Origin of the sequence: Paraburkholderia sp. SEWSISQ10-3 4 (assembly GCF_030464785.1) — a bacterium.
GTDB lineage: Bacteria > Pseudomonadota > Gammaproteobacteria > Burkholderiales > Burkholderiaceae > Paraburkholderia > Paraburkholderia aspalathi.
This window is the reverse complement of record NZ_JALPRI010000010.1, coordinates 130,189-146,516: the sequence shown is the minus strand read 5'-3', so window position 1 is coordinate 146,516 and position 16,328 is coordinate 130,189. Positions and strand designations below refer to the sequence as shown.

16 protein-coding genes and 1 tRNA gene are annotated in these 16,328 nt (G+C 61.9%); 9 read left to right on the top strand and 8 right to left on the bottom strand.

All coding sequences use genetic code 11. The annotated features are described in order from the left end of the window. Positions 1–42: 42 nt before the first annotated feature. Entirely contained in the window at positions 43–447 is a 405-nt protein-coding gene (locus M0D68_RS20190) for a PaaI family thioesterase (RefSeq protein WP_028197697.1), read from the bottom strand. Between the two features lie 202 nt (positions 448–649). On the opposite strand from M0D68_RS20190, the gene M0D68_RS20185 reads away from it, so the two are divergent. The 3 genes from M0D68_RS20185 (at position 650) to M0D68_RS20175 (ending at position 2,275) form a co-directional block, all read left to right on the top strand. Then, positions 650–725: transfer RNA gene (locus tag M0D68_RS20185), tRNA-Lys, on the top strand. A gap of 135 nt (positions 726–860) precedes the next feature. Further along, entirely contained in the window at positions 861–1,601 is a 741-nt protein-coding gene (locus M0D68_RS20180; RefSeq protein ID WP_244869812.1) for a UPF0149 family protein, read from the top strand. An 86-nt stretch (positions 1,602–1,687) separates the two neighbouring features. Next, positions 1,688–2,275, top strand: a complete 588-nt coding sequence (locus M0D68_RS20175; protein WP_266225130.1) for a LysE family translocator — start codon at positions 1,688–1,690, stop codon at positions 2,273–2,275. Between the two features lie 21 nt (positions 2,276–2,296). Here the strand turns inward: M0D68_RS20175 and M0D68_RS20170 are convergent, their stop codons facing one another. Next, a complete protein-coding gene (locus tag M0D68_RS20170; RefSeq protein ID WP_093634615.1) occupies positions 2,297–3,139 on the bottom strand; it encodes an AraC family transcriptional regulator in 843 nt (280 codons plus the stop codon). Positions 3,140–3,352: 213 nt separating this feature from the next. Here M0D68_RS20170 and M0D68_RS20165 point away from each other — a divergent pair, with 213 nt between their 5' ends. Both M0D68_RS20165 and M0D68_RS20160 read left to right on the top strand, forming a co-directional pair. Then, positions 3,353–4,012: a PadR family transcriptional regulator gene (locus tag M0D68_RS20165; RefSeq protein ID WP_093634614.1), complete on the top strand. Its 660-nt coding sequence runs from the start codon at positions 3,353–3,355 to the stop codon at positions 4,010–4,012. Then, positions 4,009–5,388: an NAD(P)/FAD-dependent oxidoreductase gene (locus M0D68_RS20160; RefSeq protein ID WP_266225129.1), complete on the top strand. Its 1,380-nt coding sequence runs from the start codon at positions 4,009–4,011 to the stop codon at positions 5,386–5,388. The genes M0D68_RS20165 and M0D68_RS20160 overlap by 4 nt, the downstream gene beginning before the upstream one ends. A 1-nt stretch (position 5,389) precedes the next feature. Here M0D68_RS20160 and M0D68_RS20155 read toward each other — a convergent pair whose 3' ends face one another. From M0D68_RS20155 to cadR, 5 genes are all read right to left on the bottom strand, one after another. After that, positions 5,390–6,184, bottom strand: coding sequence for an ABC transporter substrate-binding protein (locus M0D68_RS20155; RefSeq protein ID WP_093634612.1), 795 nt, complete (start codon positions 6,182–6,184; stop codon positions 5,390–5,392). Between the two features lie 94 nt (positions 6,185–6,278). Further along, the gene (locus tag M0D68_RS20150) at positions 6,279–7,433 is read right to left on the bottom strand and encodes a pyridoxal phosphate-dependent aminotransferase (RefSeq protein ID WP_266211307.1); all 1,155 of its coding nucleotides are present in this window, start codon (positions 7,431–7,433) and stop codon (positions 6,279–6,281) included. 387 nt (positions 7,434–7,820) lie between these two features. Continuing rightward, entirely contained in the window at positions 7,821–9,224 is a 1,404-nt protein-coding gene (dbpA, locus tag M0D68_RS20145; RefSeq protein WP_266211309.1) for an ATP-dependent RNA helicase DbpA, read from the bottom strand. 53 nt (positions 9,225–9,277) lie between these two features. Then, entirely contained in the window at positions 9,278–9,478 is a 201-nt protein-coding gene (locus tag M0D68_RS20140) for a hypothetical protein (protein ID WP_028197690.1), read from the bottom strand. Between the two features lie 111 nt (positions 9,479–9,589). Continuing rightward, a complete protein-coding gene (gene cadR / locus M0D68_RS20135; protein ID WP_093634609.1) occupies positions 9,590–10,021 on the bottom strand; it encodes a Cd(II)/Pb(II)-responsive transcriptional regulator in 432 nt (143 codons plus the stop codon). Between the two features lie 80 nt (positions 10,022–10,101). Here cadR and M0D68_RS20130 point away from each other — a divergent pair, with 80 nt between their 5' ends. Further along, complete coding sequence (locus M0D68_RS20130; RefSeq protein WP_266225128.1) at positions 10,102–12,606, top strand: heavy metal translocating P-type ATPase; 2,505 nt, start codon at positions 10,102–10,104, stop codon at positions 12,604–12,606. Between the two features lie 47 nt (positions 12,607–12,653). After that, on the top strand, positions 12,654–12,977 hold the full coding sequence (locus tag M0D68_RS20125; RefSeq protein WP_093634608.1) for a zinc ribbon domain-containing protein: 324 nt from the start codon (positions 12,654–12,656) through the stop codon (positions 12,975–12,977). Here M0D68_RS20125 and M0D68_RS20120 read toward each other — a convergent pair. Next, on the bottom strand, positions 12,974–14,017 hold the full coding sequence (locus tag M0D68_RS20120; protein WP_266225127.1) for a helix-turn-helix domain-containing protein: 1,044 nt from the start codon (positions 14,015–14,017) through the stop codon (positions 12,974–12,976). The two genes, M0D68_RS20125 and M0D68_RS20120, sit on opposite strands and share 4 nt — an antisense overlap. 324 nt (positions 14,018–14,341) lie before the next feature. Here M0D68_RS20120 and adh point away from each other — a divergent pair, with 324 nt between their 5' ends. Both adh and M0D68_RS20110 read left to right on the top strand, forming a co-directional pair. Next, on the top strand, positions 14,342–15,862 hold the full coding sequence (gene adh, locus M0D68_RS20115; RefSeq protein WP_266225126.1) for an aldehyde dehydrogenase: 1,521 nt from the start codon (positions 14,342–14,344) through the stop codon (positions 15,860–15,862). Positions 15,863–15,926: 64 nt separating this feature from the next. Continuing rightward, the gene (locus M0D68_RS20110) at positions 15,927–16,322 is read left to right on the top strand and encodes a DUF779 domain-containing protein (protein ID WP_171925241.1); all 396 of its coding nucleotides are present in this window, start codon (positions 15,927–15,929) and stop codon (positions 16,320–16,322) included. Positions 16,323–16,328: the final 6 nt, after the last annotated feature.

The window sequence follows — 16,328 nt, the reverse complement described above, 5'->3', positions numbered from 1 at the left end:
TGGCTTTTTCCTCTAATACAGCTTGCTGGCCCGTTTCAGGCGTCAGTCGAGCAGCGCGTAGGTGGTGGTGGCGTGGACGGCCATGTTGCCGGCTTCGTCGAATAACTCGACTTCGCCGAACACGAGATTGCGGCCCATGCGCAGCACGCGCGCGGTGATCAGCACGTCGCCGTTGCGGACCGCGCGCATGAAACTGATGTTGAGCGAGACGGTGCTCATCGGCTTGAAACCGCCGAGCGCGGCCGAAATCGCGACGATCATTGCCGTGTCGGCGGCCGCCATGAATACCTGGCCGCAGATCACGCCGCCGGAGTGGCGCAGTCCGCCGGAAAACGGCAGGCGCAAGGTCGCACTTTCTTCGTCGACCTTGACCGGAGTCAGCGTAAGCGCGCGGACCCAGGGTGCGAGGATGCGGTCGAGCAGCTCGTTAATCTCTTTATCATCCATGGCGGTCCCCGGTCGAAAGCCGCGCGACGCTTCGCGCGGCAGGTATCCGCGACATGATACCGGCACGGAGAACCGCGCGCCTTCCCGCTGCCTCAAGGCTGGCAGCTCGAGTGCCGGGTCGCCGCCCTTCCAGATTTTTTAAGAAATCTGCTAAAGGGGCTTGGCAATCTCGGAAAGTTTCGGCATAATTTCGCTTCTGTTGGGGGCGTTAGCTCAGTTGGTAGAGCAGCGGACTCTTAATCCGTAGGTCGAGTGTTCGAGTCACTCACGCCCCACCAAAGCATTCAACAAAAAGCCCGGTCCTTGCGACTGGGCTTTTTGCTTTTCAGCGCCGGTGCGGTGCGAAAATACCGGCTCCGCATTCCCCCGACATGCCATCGGGAACCCACGATCCAAAACGCCGGAATCGCACTATGTCCAAGTCAAAATTACGCCCCGGGGATCTGGGTGCCCCGCTCTCCGAAAAAGAGTTCGAAGAACTAGATGACTTTCTGACTTCCGACCAAACGTCGGACGAGACCCTAACAATCATGGGCCTGGACGGCTATCTGACCGCCTTGGCCATCGGCCCCACTACCGTACCGCCAAGTTACTGGCTGCCACGAGTCTGGGGCCCGAACGAGGATGACGCTCCCAAATTCGAGACAACGGATCAGGCGCAGCATATTCTCGGACTGATCTTGCGGGACATGAACGGCATCATCACCAGCCTCGAAGACGACCCGGACGATTTCGAACCAGTGCTTGCCTTTAGGCGGATAGGCGACCGCGAATACCTCGACGGCGAAGCGTGGGCTTTGGGCTTCATGGAAGGCCTCATGCTGGTTCGGGCAGATTGGCAAGCGCTGTTCGATAACGAGCAGGGCCGGGAATGGCTGAATCCGCTGTATCTGATGGGCTCGGACGAGATTCTGCCGGAAGAGCAGCAGTTGATCGCCACGGCAGAACAGCGGGAAGTCCTCACCAAACAGATTCCCGCCAGCATCGCCGCGATCTATCGTTTCTGGCTGCCTCACCGTCAGGCAGTCCATGAGCAGAAGCTCGCCGCCGCGACGCAACGCACCGAACCCAAAGTCGGCCGCAACGATCCCTGTCCTTGCGGCAGCGGCAAGAAATTCAAGAAATGCTGCGGCGCTGCGGACACGCTTCACTGAAAGTCATTTCCTTCAATACACCCCACCCTGCTGCCCGATACCGTTGAGCGTCGCAAATCCTGCGCACTCACGTATCGAGGCATCAGATGACCGTCTTACTCTCCATGGCCGCGTTCGCGTTGGCCTCGTCGATTTCTCCCGGGCCTGTCAATGTCGTCGCGCTTAGCGCCGGCGCGCAACATGGATTCTCCGCGAGCATGCGGCACGTGACCGGTGCGACCGTCGGGTTCACGCTGCTGTTGTTGCTCATCGGTCTCGGTCTGCACGAGTTGCTCGCGCATTTCCCCAATCTGATCGACATCGCCAAATGGGCCGGCGTCGGGTTCCTGCTTTACATGGCCTACAAACTCGCCGTCGATGACGGCAAGCTCGGCGCGGACAAACCCAGCCGCGGACCCTCCTTCGCCTACGGCGCGGCAATGCAATGGCTCAATCCGAAAGCGTGGCTCGCATCACTAGCCGGCATGGGCGCCTACGCGGCCGACGGCGATGGCCGGCTCGTCTGGCAATTCACCGTCGTGTACTTCGTGATTTGCTATCTGTCGATTGCCAGCTGGGCGTATGCCGGCACGTTCCTGCGTCGATACTTGCAGGAGCCGAAGCGCGTGAGGTTTTTCAATCGTGTGATGGCGGCTTTGCTCGCGGCTAGCGCGTTGTATCTGCTGATAGCGTGACGCGAAACACGCGCCCGCAATTCAACTGCGATACTGCCCCGGCGTTGCCGCGACCAGCCGCTTGAACGTCCGCTGCAAATGCGCCTGATCGGCGAAGCCGGCATCGAGGGCAACATCCGCGATCGGGTGGCCGCGCCGGAGTTGCGCGCGGCTGAACTGGATGCGTCGGTTGATCAGATACGCGTGCGGCGTCATGCCGTAACGCTGTTTGAATGCGCGGATCAGGTGCGAAGCGGATAGCTCAGCCGCCTCGCACACATCCTCGAGCTTCAGCGGACGGGTGCAATTCTCGGCGATGAATTCCGCGGCGCGCGCGAGTTGGCCGCTCGCATCGTGATCCGGCAAGGGCGCCGGATTCAACTTTTGCTGGACTTCCGAGAAGAACGAGAGCGCTGCGCTTTCCTTGCGCATGGGCTCGCTGTCATCGTCGACGAGAATCGCGTAGAGACGGTTCAAACCGTCGAACAACGCCGGGTCCGTCGTCATGGTCTGCGAGAAAGCGCGAAACGCGTGGTTGTCGCTGAAACCCAGGTCGTGTTGCAGACCCGTGAGCCAATCAACGTCCACATGCAGCATCCGATACGACCAGCGCTCGTCGGCAACCGGGTTGCACGCGTGCACGTCGTCCGGATTCATCATCACGACCGCACCGGCGCCGATCCATTCACTCGCGTGACGATTCAAATACACGCTACGGCCGCCGGTGACGGCGCCGATCGAGAACGTCTCGTGCGAGTGCTTGGCATAGCAGACCTCGCGGCCGTCTTCGATGGAACGCGCCTCGATGAACGGCAACGCGTCATCGCGCCAGAATTTCGGCGCCGCCATCACCGCTGAATCACTCCGGTCATTCGTCCCGCTCATCTCGTGCTCCTCGGTCAGGCGCTTTATTCCGTCGCAACTTCGTCGCCGCGGCACAGTCGGCGCGAACCACATCGTAACGGTCCAAACCGCCTCGGACCAGCGTCGAACGCATCTTATCCCCAGGAAATCCCGGAATTCCACGCTTGCCAATCTCAAAACACATAGTTATATTATGACTAGATCAACAAAGACTAGCCTGCAGCCACCTTGACTATGGTCCGCCACTCTCCGCTCGCCCTCGCCGTCCTCGCCATGCTTACCGAAGCGCCGATGCATCCGTACCGGATGCAGCAGCTCATCAAGGCACGCGGCAAGGACGAGGTCATCAACGTTGGCCAGCGCAACAGCCTGTACCAGACCATCGATCGCCTGGTGCGCGGCGATCTGATCGCCATCCGCGAGACGGAGCGCGACGGCGCGTTCCCCGAACGCACGGTCTATGAAATCACCGAAGCCGGCCGTGACACCGGGCGTCTTTGGCTGCGCGAACAGCTTGCGCAGCGCACCCGCGATTTCCCGGCCTTTCCGGCCGCGCTCTCGCTTCTGCCGCTGCTCTCGCCCGAAGACGTGTGCCGTCAGCTCGATACCCGCATCGGCGCGCTTGAGCGGGAATTGGCCCGGCTCGATGAAGCCACCGCACAAGCCACCCAGATGGAAGTACCGCGGCTGTTCCTGCTCGAAGTTGAACTCGTGCGCGCGCAACTCGTTGTCGAGCTGGAATGGGTTCGCAGCGTGGTGACCGATCTGAAAGCTGGCACGCTCACCTGGAGCCAGGAATGGATAGAAGAAATCGCTCAACGTTTCACGCTGCCGGCCGGTGAATACAAGTACCGGCTTGTCCAACCTGCCGCAAAGAAGGAGGCGAAGTCATGAGTCGTGAACCCATGGAGGTGATCGTGATCGGGGCCGGCACGGGCGGTCTCTGTCTGGCGCACGGCTTGAAGCGCGCCGGCATCAACGTGAATGTCTACGAACGCGACCGCACGCGCGCGGACGGTTTGCAGGGCTATCGCGTCGGCATCAATCCGCACGGGCTCGCGTCGCTGGAAGCGTGTCTTCCGCCCGAACTCTATGCGACTTTTCTCGCGACCTGCGCGCGTACACCCGGCCGCTTCAACATCCTGACCGAGCGCATGACCGAATTGCTCACGGTGCCGCTTGAAGACGAATCGATGAGCGGCGGCAAATCGGTCAGCCGGATGACGCTCAGGCAAGTCCTGCTGACAGGTCTCGAAGCGCAAGTGCACTTCGACAAGACATTCACGTCGTACGAGCAGAACGACGACGGTAGCGTCACCGCGCATTTCGCGGATGGCACGCACGTGAGCGCCGATCTGCTCGTCGGTGCGGACGGCGCGCGTTCGAAGGTGCGCCGCCAACTTCTGCCGCACGCGAAGCTTGAAAACACCGGCATCGTCAGCATCGGCGCGAAGGTGCCGATGGACGAAACATCACGCGCGCTGCTGCCGCCCAAGGTGCTCGACGGCATGACGTTAATCAATGCACCGAAGGGCTATGGCGGGATCATCCATGTGATGGAATTTCCGTGGCGCGCGGACGGCGGCGGAATGAAGGAAGGCATCGGCAGCAACGACGCCGAGTTGCTCTCGCGCTGGCCCGGATTGCTCTACGACAACACGCGCGACTATCTGATGTGGGGTGTCTGGGGCGCACTGCACAACTTGCCGGCCGATCCCAAATCGCTCGGACCGGCCGCGTTACTCGCACTCGCGACGCAGATCACCGATGGCTGGCATCCCAATCTGCGCGCCCTGATTCGCGCATCGGATCCTTCCACCACTTTCAGCGTCGATGTGCGCACGTCGGTGCCTGTCGATGCATGGCCGACCACCAACGTCACGGTTCTGGGTGACGCCGTGCATCTGATGACGCCGGGCCGCGGCGTCGGTGCGAACACCGCGTTGCGCGATGCCGCACTACTCGCTGCGCGTCTAGCCGACGCACAACAGGGCAAGCTGTCGGGCTACGACGCCGTCGCGGGTTACGAGGAGGAGATGCGCCGCTACGGTTTTCATGCGGTCGCGGAATCGCGCAAGCAGTTCGACGCGCGCAGCGCGTTGCATCGGCCGGTGGTCGGAAGAATGGCGTTGAGCGCCATGCGCACGAGCTTGCGCGTAGTCAACAACGTGCCGATGCTCAAGCGCCGCATGATCGACGCCGAAAACGAATTTCGCGGCGTCGATCGCAATGCGGCACCCGCCGCGCACGGTCAGCAATACGGTCAATAAGTTACTTCGGCGTGATGTCGATATTGCCGAGATACTTCGCCGCCAGCGTCTTCACCGTGCCGTCGGCCTGAACCTTCGCGATCGCCGCGTTCAGTTGATCACGCAACGCGGTGTCGCCCTTGCGGATCCCGTAGGCGATGCCGCTGCCAAGAATCTTGTCATCGCGCACCGGCTGCCCGACGAACGCGTAGTCCTTGCCGGTAGGCTTCGACAGAAATCCCGTCTGACCGGCCGGCGCGAGAACGAGCGTCGCATCGAGTCGGCCCGCCAGCAGATCCGTATAGACCTGGTTCTGATCCTGATACGGCACGACGGTGACACCCGCCGGTTCCCAATGCGCCTTCGCGAAGGTTTCCTGAATCGACGCCTGCAACACGCCGACGCGTTTGCCCTTCAACGATTCCGGCGTCGGCAGCAAACCGCTGTCGCGCTTCGCGATCAGTTGCGTCGGCACGCGATACACAACGGTTGTGAAATCGATCGCCTGACGGCGCTGCTCGGTGGCATTCATCGCCGAATTGATCGCGTCGAACTTGCGGCCTTGCAGCGCGGGAATCAAGCCGTCGAACGAGGTTTCGACCCATTTGCACGTCATGTGCGCAGCGACGCACACGGCATTGCCGACGTCGATGTCGAGACCTTGCAACTCACCGTTCGGCCCTTTCGATTCGAACGGCGGATACTGCGCCTCGAGTCCGAAACGCAGCGTCGAGGTGTCGGCGGCGATCGCGGCTGACGACGCAGCAATCGACGCGAATGCGCAGGCCAGCGCCAGTAGAGGCTTGAGCAATTTCATAACGGGTCCCTTTTCCTTCGATATTGTTGTAACGCAGCATGCTGCGCGCTGATGCGTAACGACGTGATCGCGCGACGATCATACTGCTGTCAAATTAGATTTCGCACAGACGTCGCGCGCCTTCGATCAAGGTCGCGTCGTCTTTCGAGAAGCTCAGGCGGATCAAACCTGAATCCGTGCCGTCGGTATAAAACGCCGACAGCGGAATCGTCGCGACACGCGCATCGCGAATCAGGCGCAGCACGAAGTCGCTATCGCTTTCCTCGGAGAAACCGCGGAAACGCGCGAGCATGAAGAAGCTGCCTTCGCTCGGCAGCAATTCGAAGCGCGACTCGCGCAACGCATGGGCGAGCAGATCGCGCTTCTTCTGATAGAACGCGGACAGGCCGAGGTAGCTCTCGCGATTGGCCAGCGCATCGACAAACGCGTACTGCATCGGCGTATCAGCAGAAAACACCATGAACTGATGGACTTTGCGAATCTCGTCCATGAGCGCAGCGGGCGCGAGGCAATAGCCGACGCGCCAACCGGTCACGTGATACGACTTGCCGAATGACGACACGATCACGCTACGTTCAGCGAGTTCGGAATCGCAGGCCATGCTTTGATGTTTGGCGCCGTCGAACACCACGTGTTCGTAGACTTCGTCGGCGAGAATCACGATGTCGGTGTTGCGCGTCACGGCCTTCAGACGCGCGATGTCGGCCTCGCTGAACACGGTCGCGGTCGGGTTGTGCGGCGTGTTGATGATGATCATGCGCGTCTTCGGCGTGATCGCGGCGGCGACCTCGTCCCAATCGACGCGGAAATCGGTGAGCGACAGTTTGATCGCGATCGGCGTTGCGCCTTGCAGCCGAACGATCGGGCCGTAGCTATCGAATGACGGCTCGAAGTAAATCACTTCATCGCCCGGATGCACCAAGGCGCTGATCGTCGAATACAGGCCTTCGCTGGCGCTGGCAATCACCGTGACTTCGCTCGACGGGTCGTAGCGCACGCCGTACAGCGTCTCGACCTTGTCGGCGAGCGCTTCGCGCAGGGCGCCGATGCCGGCCATCGGCGCGTACTGGTTATGGCCGGCGCGCATGGCTTGCGCGACACCGTCGATCAGCTTCGCGTCGGGCGCGAAATTCGGCGCACCTTGCGACAGGTTCAGCGCATCGTATTGCGCAGCCAGTTGGCCGATCACGGTAAAAATCGTCGTGCCTACATCAGGCAGTTTCGAGCGGGCTTGCATGGCGCTCTGCATAAGGCTTTCTCCCTTTCTCCATCCGGCAGCGGATTCGCGGACTGCCCACAGCACGGCGGTCCCATCCGGTTCGATGATTAGGCATCAGCCAAAGAACCGTCACAATCGAAACTTTGTCATGCGCGGCATGCGTTTACGTCATGGCTCGCGCAATGCCGTGCTGGAGCAGGCTATGGCAATGAAATCGGGGGTTTGGCGGGAGAAATGCAGGCGCATGGAGCGCACGGAAAACAGCAGAGGTATGACGTAATGTGATGCGGAGCGGTAATGCGATGGGGCGATTTGCTGCTGATTGCTGCTATTTGCAACGACGGCGCGCAGTGGCGCTGCAGAACAATCCGGCTGCGACCAGGCGGTCGCAGCCGTCAAAAGCAAACTAATCGACGATCAGGCGTCGTCCATCATGCGAACTTTGACCTTCTTGCCCTTCACCTTGCCCCCGCTGAGCTTGCGCAGTGCCTCGCGCGCGACGCTGCGCTCCACGGCCACGTATGTGGACATTTCAGTCACGTTGATCTTGCCGATCTGCGAACCGGCGAAACCTGCTTCGCCAGTGAGCGCGCCGAGTACGTCACCCGGACGGATCTTTTCCTTGCGGCCGCCGAGAATCTGCAGCGTTTCCATCGGCGGCAGCAGACGCTCGTTGCTCGCCGGCTTGAGATCGGCCAGCTTGTGCCATTCAACCTCACGCTTTTGCGCCTGTTCGAGACTGCCCACGCGGCCCATCTCGTTCATGCTGGCGAGACTCAGCGCCCAGCCTTCCTGATCGGCGCGACCCGTGCGGCCGATGCGGTGCACGTGCACTTCCGGGTCCGGCGTCACGTCGACGTTGATCACCGCTTCCAACTCTGCGATGTCGAGACCGCGCGAGGCAACGTCCGTCGCAACCAGCACCGAGCAACTCCGGTTTGCGAACTGGATCAGCACCTGATCGCGTTCACGCTGATCGAGTTCGCCATGCAACGCGAGCGCATGAAAGCCCTGCGCGCGCAGCACGTCGAGCAGATCGCGGCACTGCTGCTTGGTATTGCAGAACGCCAGCGTGCTCACCGGACGATAGTGGTTCAGCAACAAACCGACGGCATGCAGACGCTGGTCCTCGGTCACTTCATAGAAGCGCTGGCGAATCTTCGTGTTGTCGTGCCGCTCGGCGAGCTTCACTTCCTTCGGATTACGCAGGAATTGCTGGCTGAGTTTGACGATGCCTTCGGGGTACGTCGCGGAGAACAGCAGCGTTTGCCGCTCTTTCGGGCATTGCTTCACGACGGTCGCGATGTCGTCGAAGAAACCCATGTCGAGCATGCGGTCGGCTTCGTCGAGCACCAGCGTGTTGAGCGACTGCAACGGCAGGCTGCCGCGCTCGAGGTGATCCATGATCCGGCCCGGCGTACCGACCACGATATGCGCACCGTGTTCGAGGCTGGCCGTTTGCGGACGCATCGGCGTGCCGCCGCACAGCGTCAGCACTTTGATGTTTTCTTCGGCGCGCGCCAGACGGCGGATTTCCTGCGTGACCTGGTCGGCGAGTTCACGCGTCGGGCACAGCACCATCGCCTGCACGGCGAAGTTGCGCACATCGAGGCGGTTGAGCAACGCCAGCGAAAACGCCGCGGTCTTGCCGCTGCCGGTTTTCGCCTGGGCGATCAGATCGTTACCCGCCAGCGCGATCGGCAGGCTCGCGGCCTGAATCGGCGTCATCTCGACATAGCCGAGTTGCGCCAGGTTGGCGAGCGTGGCGGGCGGTAGCGGTAGCTGGCTAAACGGCGCGCCGGCTTGAGTGGGAGTGTTCATAGGGTGAGGGCTCGCTATCGACGGAAGAGGCTGAAGAGACTGAAGGCCAGGGACTACTCGGCCATGGGGCCGGTGGCGGGACGGCCTTCGATCTGCTCGTACAGCACCGAGCCATCTTCCCCGTCGAAACGTTCGACGTAATTGCGCGCGCCGCACATCGGGCAACGGAACAGGAGCCCCTGCCCTTCATTCTTGATGACGACGTCCGACATTTCCCACTGCTCGCCGCAGGGCTGGTTTCTACAGGTAAACACGTTGATTCTCCAACTGGATTCGATTGTTTATTGGGTGAGCCGGATAAGTGGCCCAGCCGGGAATGCTGTCACTGCCGTGGTCGGCGGCGCCGGCCGCATGGGCAGAGCGCTTTAACCCAGATGCGTATGCCGCGCGCGCGTGGCGCCCACGTCCATTTCGGTGAGGCCCTGGACGATGCCGCAGTCTTCAACGGCCTGCTCGCCGTGGCATTGCTCGCGCAGCGTGGTCAGTTGCGCTTTCAGTTGCTTCAATTCGTCGATACGCGTGTCGACGTGCGCAATGTGCTCGTCGATCAGGGTATTGATGCCGCCGCAGCCGTCTGCCGGTGCGTCTGTTAGACGCAGCAACGCACGGATTTCGTCGTGGGTCATGTCGAGCGCGCGGCAGTTGCGGATGAAGCGCAGCCGTTCGACGTGTCGGGCCGAATAACTGCGGTAATTGGCTTCGGTGCGCTCCGCTTCGGGCAACAGGCCCTCTTTTTCGTAGAAACGGATGGTTTCGGTCGTGCAGTGGGCGATTTTCGCCAGTTCGCCAATTTTCATGGTCCCTCCGGAATGCGGCCTTGACCTTGTAGTGGCTTCAAGGTGTTTACTAGACCACAAATCGAACCAGGAAGCCACCCATGCCTCACGCCAACCTCGCCGAAGCGGATCGCCCGGAACGGGCCAAAGCCAGTGCCCACGGGCATGACGGGCATGTCCGCGACCATTCCGATGAGAAAGCGGATGGCCACGGTCATCCCGAATCCTGCGGTCACGGACATGAGGCGGGTGCTCGTGAAGACGCTCACGAGCACGGCGAAAGCTGCGGTCACGGCCGCGAAGCACATGACCCCGACCAGGCGCATGACCACGAAGCACAGGCTCACGAGCACGGTGAAAGCTGCAGCCATGGCGGCGCAGCGAACGAGCTCAATCACGACCACGCACACGCCCGCAGCCACGCCGAGGCGTCCTGCTGCGGAACCGCGCACGCTGCGGCCCCGCCGGTCAAGCTCCCGCAATCGGAAGCCGTCGGCAGCGATCTGCGCACCGCGATCCGCATCATGCAGATGGACTGCCCGACCGAAGAAGCGCTGATCCGCAAGAAATTCAGCCGCATGCCGTCCGTGCGCAGCATGGACTTCAACCTGATGCAGCGCGTGTTGACCGTCGTGCACGCGCCGGACGCCCTCGAAACGATCCTCGCCGCAATCCGTTCGCTCGACTTCACGCCTGAACTGGCAGACGCGAATCCGGACACGGCAGCCGCCGCGCCTCAAGCGCCGTCGAAGCCGTGGTGGCCGCTGGCGCTCGCAGGTATCGCTGCGGTGGGCTCAGAGGCTGCGGGCTGGCTTGGTGCCCCCGTCTGGCTGGCAGCGTGTCTGGCGCTCCTCGCGATCGCCTCCTGCGGCCTCACGACGTACAAGAAGGGCTGGGTCGCGATCCGCAACGGCAACCTCAACATCAATGCGCTGATGAGCATTGCGGTAACCGGCGCGCTGATCCTGCAACAGTGGCCGGAGGCCGCGATGGTGATGGTGCTCTTCACGATCGCCGAACTGATCGAAGCGAAGTCGCTCGACCGCGCCCGCAATGCTATCCAAGGCTTGATGCAGTTGACGCCCGAACAGGCGAGCGTGCAGCAAGCGGACGGCAGCTGGCGTCTCTTGGACCTCAAGGCGATCGCACTCGGCGCGGTGGTGCGTGTGAAGCCAGGTGAGCGGATCGCGCTCGACGGAGAAATCGTCGTGGGCCGCTCGAGCGTCGATCAGGCGCCGATCACCGGTGAAAGCCTGCCCGTCGACAAGACCGTTGGCGACGCGGTCTTCGCCGGCACGATCAATCAGGCCGGTTCGTTCGACTACCGCGTCACGGCCGCGGCCAGCAACACCACGCTCGCGCGCATCATCCACGCGGTCGAGGAAGCACAAGGTACCAAAGCGCCGACGCAGCGTTTCGTTGATCAGTTCGCGCGCGTCTACACGCCGATCGTGTTCGCCGCCGCGCTCGCCGTGGCGGTGCTGCCGCCCTTGCTGTTCGGCGGACAGTGGCACGAATGGGTCTACAAGGCGCTGGTGATGCTCGTGATCGCCTGCCCGTGCGCACTGGTGATTTCGACGCCGGTGACGATCGTGAGCGGCCTTGCTGCGGCCGCTCGCAAAGGCATCTTGATCAAAGGCGGCGCCTATCTCGAACAGGGCCGCAAGCTGAGCCGGCTCGCGCTCGACAAAACCGGCACGATCACGCACGGCAAGCCGGTGCAAACCGAGTTCGAGATACTGGCCGACGTCGACGTCGTTCGTTGCAGGACGCTTGCGGCGAGTCTTGCGGGCCGCTCGGATCATCCGGTGTCGATGGCGATCGCGGCAGCGGCGAAAAGCGACAGCATCGCTAGCACCAGCGCCACGGTCGAGGCGTTCGAGGCACTGGCGGGTCGTGGTGTGCGCGGCGACATCGACGGCTTGCCGTATTGGCTCGGCAATCATCGGCTGGTCGAAGAGCTCGGGCGCTGCTCGGCGTCGCTCGAAGCGCGGCTGGATACGCTCGAGGGACAAGGCAAAACCGTCGTGATGTTGGTGGATGCCGAACGCGTGCTCGCACTGTTCGCCGTCGCCGATACGGTGAAGGACACGAGCCGCGCCGCCATCGCAGATTTGCAGCGCCTCGGCGTGCGCGCCGCCATGCTCACCGGCGACAACCCACACACGGCCGCCGCGATCGCGCAGCAGGTCGGTATCGACGAAGCGCGCGGCAATCAGTTGCCGGAAGACAAGCTGAACGCGGTGGCGCAGTGGTCGCAGGAAGGCGCGACGGTGGGCATGGTCGGTGACGGCATCAACGACGCCCCGGCACTAGCGCGCGCCGACATCGGCTTTGCGATGGGCGCGATGGGCACCGACACCGCGATCGAAACCGCCGACGTCGCCTTGATGGACGACGATCTGCGCAAGATTCCGCAGTTCATCCGTTTGTCGAAGGCAACGCATTCGGTGCTGGTGCAGAACATCACACTGGCGCTCGGCATCAAGAGCGTCTTCCTCGTGCTGACGATGATGGGTCTGGGCACGATGTGGATGGCCGTATTCGCCGATGTGGGCGCGAGCCTGCTGGTGGTGGCGAATGGCTTGCGGCTGTTGCGCAGTTAAGTGTGCGGCAGCAGGCCCGTTTCAATTGCTGGAAAAGGGAGGTTGACATGGGATTCTGGGAAAAGATGTTGAGCGGGCATCGCGGCGGCGGTCACCACGGCGGTGGGTATCGGAGCAGCGGACATGGCGACTGGGGACGCGGAGACGGCAACGGCTCGCGGGACGATGGTAATGGCGGCAGGCCGCCGCCCGCATCGACGTTGACGACCGGCGTAACCTGTTCGGGTTGTCGGGCCGTCAACACGACAAGCGCCCGCTTTTGTCAGCAATGCGGCGCGTCACTGGCGTCGGCCGCATGCAAAGAGTGCCAAGCCTTGCTGCCGGCCGGCGCACGTTTCTGCCAGCAATGCGGCGCGGCGGCGCAGCGCTAATGAGAGAACGAACGGCGACCCGTTGCCTGGTGAGCGCCAAAGGCGGCCTTTAAGGTATCGGAAGGCCGCATGCCGAACAGCTTCCGGTAGTCGGTCGCAAACTGGCTCAGATGCCAGAAGCCCCACGCCGCTGCGATATCCTGAACTGAACGCGAATCACGTGACGCGTTGCACAGATCTCGTCGCGCACCGTTCAGGCGGATCGTGCGTAAATACGTGGCGGGCGCCATACCCAACACATCCTGAAAGCAGTATTGCAAAGTGCGGCGGCTCACATGCAGTCGCTCGCACAACTCCGGCACGTTGATCGCGCGCTCGCGATTGGCCAGAACATACTCACGCGCTTCCGACACGATCGACTGACGCCGCCCACGCGTGGGCATTTCAATCTGCCCATTGGCCGGTAACGCACCGACGTCGAACAACGAGGCCAGCACCGACGCCTGCAAATTATTGCGTGCGAACGTGGACAGCGGCGCACCATTCGCCGCACCGTCGTCCAGAAGCTGACGCAGCGATGCGCACAAGCGCTCCTTGCGAGCCGTGCCGATCGGCACGACTTCCGTGTTCGGCAGATGGTCGGCCAGACCGACCCGCTCCACTTCCGCCGCGTAGCGGCGCAGCACTTCACTCTTCACCACCACACCGAAAATCTCGTAGCCCGCCGAAGTCAGCAATTCAAATTCGATCCCGCCCGGACGAAACGCGAGCGCATCGCTCGAGATCACCTGCGTATCGATACGACCGGAGCCCGCGGGGCAAGTCGGAATGCCGAACCAGTAGGCGTCCTCCTGCACCTCGCAGGTCTGCCGCAGCGTGTGGCTGGTGGTTTCGACGAACACCTGCATGTGGTCGAGGCACAACTCCGTCAAACCGCCGACGAAGCGGCCCGCGGTCAACTGGTCGTAGGTCTGGCTCCAGCCATGGAGGTTGCGCGCCTGCTCGTCGGCGTCGTAGGCGACGCAGGTCTGCACGCAAAAGCTCGGCTGTTGCGCGTGCGTCGATGCTGTCAGGCTGTCGGTTCGGAATTCAATCGTCATACCGGATCTACGAAATCGAAGTATTGAGGAGATCTGGAAGGCAATTCCCATGCCGAACGGATTCGCTCCTTACATTGCTTTGACCTCGGCCGCACATGCTCCCGGCCTGTTCAATCCATGAACAGGGCTGCGCACACTGATCAGAAACGAGACGTTCATCGTTTGACAAGGTGAACAGGTCTGCGCGCCATGCCTGCGGGCGTGCCTGCTGCACGTGCACAGCTCACCAGCGCGGTGCATTGGCACAGTTCTGGCTCTAGTCTGTCGCGGCTAGCGAAATATCGCGCCGAATATAGCCCATTCAAACATGTGAGGAGCACACAGATGAATCACGCAGAGATGCAGTTTCTGACTACCGAATTCCCGTACAAAAAGCAGTATGGAAATTTTATCGGCGGCGAATGGGTAAAGCCGGTGGGCGGCGAGTACTTCGACAACGTGTCACCGATCACCGGTGAGCCGTTCACGTCGATCCCGCGCTCACGCGAAGCCGATATCGAACTCGCCCTCGACGCCGCGCATCGTGCGAAGGCAGCGTGGGGCAAGACCTCGACCACCGAACGCGCGAACATCCTGAACCGCATCGCCGATCGGATGGAAGCGAATCTGCAGCGCATCGCCGTGGCTGAAACAATCGACAACGGCAAGCCGCTACGCGAAACGATGGCCGCGGATATCCCGCTAGCCATCGACCACTTCCGCTATTTCGCCGGCGCCGTGCGTGCGCAGGAAGGCTCGCTCTCCCAGATCGACGACGACACCGTCGCGTATCACTTCCACGAGCCGCTCGGCGTGGTCGGCCAGATCATTCCGTGGAATTTCCCGATCCTGATGGCGGTGTGGAAGCTCGCGCCTGCATTGGCCGCCGGCAATTGCATCGTGCTGAAGCCGGCCGAGCAAACGCCTGCGTCGATTCTCGTGCTGCTCGAACTGATCCACGATCTGTTGCCGCCGGGCGTGCTGAACGTGGTGAACGGTTTCGGCCTCGAAGCCGGCAAGCCGCTCGCATCGAGCAAGCGCATCGCGAAGATCGCGTTCACGGGCGAGACGACGACCGGCCGCCTGATCATGCAGTACGCGAGCCAGAACATCATTCCGGTGACGCTCGAACTCGGCGGCAAGAGCCCGAACATTTTCTTCGCCGACGTGATGAATGCGGACGACAGCTATTTCGACAAGGCGCTCGAAGGCTTCACGATGTTCGCGCTGAATCAGGGCGAAGTGTGTACGTGTCCGTCGCGTGTGCTGATCGACGAAAAGATTTACGACCGCTTCATGGAGCGCGCGTTGAAGCGTGTGGCTGCGATCACGCAAGGCCATCCGCTCGACACGAAGACGATGATCGGTGCACAAGCCTCGCAGGAACAGCTGGAAAAAATCCTCTCGTATGTCGACCTTGGCAAGCAGGAAGGCGCTGAATGTCTCATCGGCGGTGAGCGCAATACGCTCGGCGGCGAACTGAGCAAGGGTTACTACGTGAAGCCGACCGTATTCCGCGGCCACAACAAGATGCGCATCTTCCAGGAAGAAATCTTCGGGCCGGTCGTTTCGGTGACGACGTTCAAGAACGAAGACGAAGCGCTCGAGATCGCCAACGATACGCTCTACGGTCTGGGCGCCGGTGTATGGACACGCGACGGTACGCGCGCCTATCGCTTCGGCCGGCAAATCCAGGCGGGCCGCGTGTGGACCAACTGCTATCACGCGTATCCGGCGCATGCTGCGTTCGGTGGATACAAGCAATCGGGCATCGGCCGCGAAAATCACAAGATGATGCTCGATCACTATCAGCAGACCAAGAACCTGCTCGTCAGCTATAGCGACAAGCCGCTCGGTTTCTTCTGAGCGTAAAAAGCCTGTACGAGCGGGCCGCATTGCGCGGCTCGCTCTTTTTCAACGAGGGCATGTGATGGCTGATGAGAAGGAAGTAGCCCGCGTGATCGCCACGCCTGCTGCGGTCGATTTGATCGATAAGCTATGCGCGGAACACGGGGCCGTGCTGTTTCACCAATCCGGTGGATGCTGCGACGGCAGCGCGCCGATGATGTTCCCTCAGAGCGAGTTCATGGTCGGCTCGTCCGATGTCAAACTCGGCACGATTGCCGGCGTGCCGTTCTATATGAGCGAATCGCAGTTCGAATACTGGCAGCACACGCAGTTGATCATCGATGTGGTGCCGGGGAATGGCGGGATGTTTTCTCTGGAGCGGCCGAGCGGGTTGCGATTTTTGACGCGCTCGCGGCTCTTCGAGGATGAAGAGAACGCTTGGTTGGAGACCCATCCGGTGGAACGGGCGGATGCTTAGCGTTTC